This window comes from Chryseobacterium lacus (assembly GCF_003336205.1).
Taxonomy (GTDB): Bacteria; Bacteroidota; Bacteroidia; order Flavobacteriales; family Weeksellaceae; genus Chryseobacterium_A; species Chryseobacterium_A lacus.
Genome location: NZ_QPIE01000022.1, coordinates 1 through 920, shown reverse-complemented (window position 1 = coordinate 920; position 920 = coordinate 1). Strand labels below are relative to the sequence as shown.

Sequence of the window (920 nt, the reverse complement as noted above, 5' to 3'; positions counted from 1 at the left end):
AGCCAGGTAAAATACACCGTTGCCGGGCCTAACATTACCAATGTACAATGGTCTGTGTCGGGAGGCACTCTTCAGCCTCCGGGAACGCAACCTGCTTACAACGCCACCGTGAACTGGGGTAATGCAGGAAACGGTGCCGTGAGCATTACCATTACATACGCCAATGGCACCCAGGAAAGCGCCACCTTGTGCATTGAGAAGATTCATGGGCCGGAACCCGTGATCGGACACCTGAATCAACATGTGGAAATCATACGGGTTTGTAAAAACACTCCGGTGTATTTTGACAACCTCTCCACCAACGGTGGTGGCAGCAGCATTATTCATTATCTGTGGGATTTCGGAGACGGATCTCCAACTTCATCGCTTTTTGAGCCATCACACAGCTATACTCAGGCAGGAACTTACGAAGTTACCCTCAGTGCTACCAATGAATGTAACTGTACGAACTCCCGAAGGGTTATCGTGGAAGTGACGGAATCCATCCCTGTCAGCATTGCCTGTAAATCAGTCGTGTGTGAAGGCAGTAAAGAAACCTACACTGCCAATGATCCTTGCGGCGGCGAGTGGGAGGTCATCGGAGGCACTATAATTTCCAATACAGGCACTCAGATTGAAGTCCGCTGGGATCACGTTGACCCTGCTGATGGCTTTGGATATGTTATGTACCGATCCAAATGTGGCTGTGCTGAATGGACGACCGTTAAAATTCCTGTAGTAATATCCGCTGGCCAAATTAAAGGAGATGCCGTCATCTGTACGGATAAGCAGTACAAGTACAGCCTCCCTCAATGGCCGACTACTTCGGTATTATGGAGTACCAATGATCCTTCGGTACAGTTGTCCTATACCCCTCACCGAAATGAGATTATGGTGAAGGCATCGCAATCCGGCACATTTGAGATCAGAGCGGAGTACGT

At 49.2% G+C, this 920-nt stretch carries 1 protein-coding gene; it reads left to right on the top strand.

Translation table 11 applies throughout. The annotated features are described in order from the left end of the window. Positions 1-920 (top strand): PKD domain-containing protein (locus tag DQ356_RS11115; RefSeq protein WP_114304562.1); only part of this gene is annotated, 920 nt, incomplete at both ends.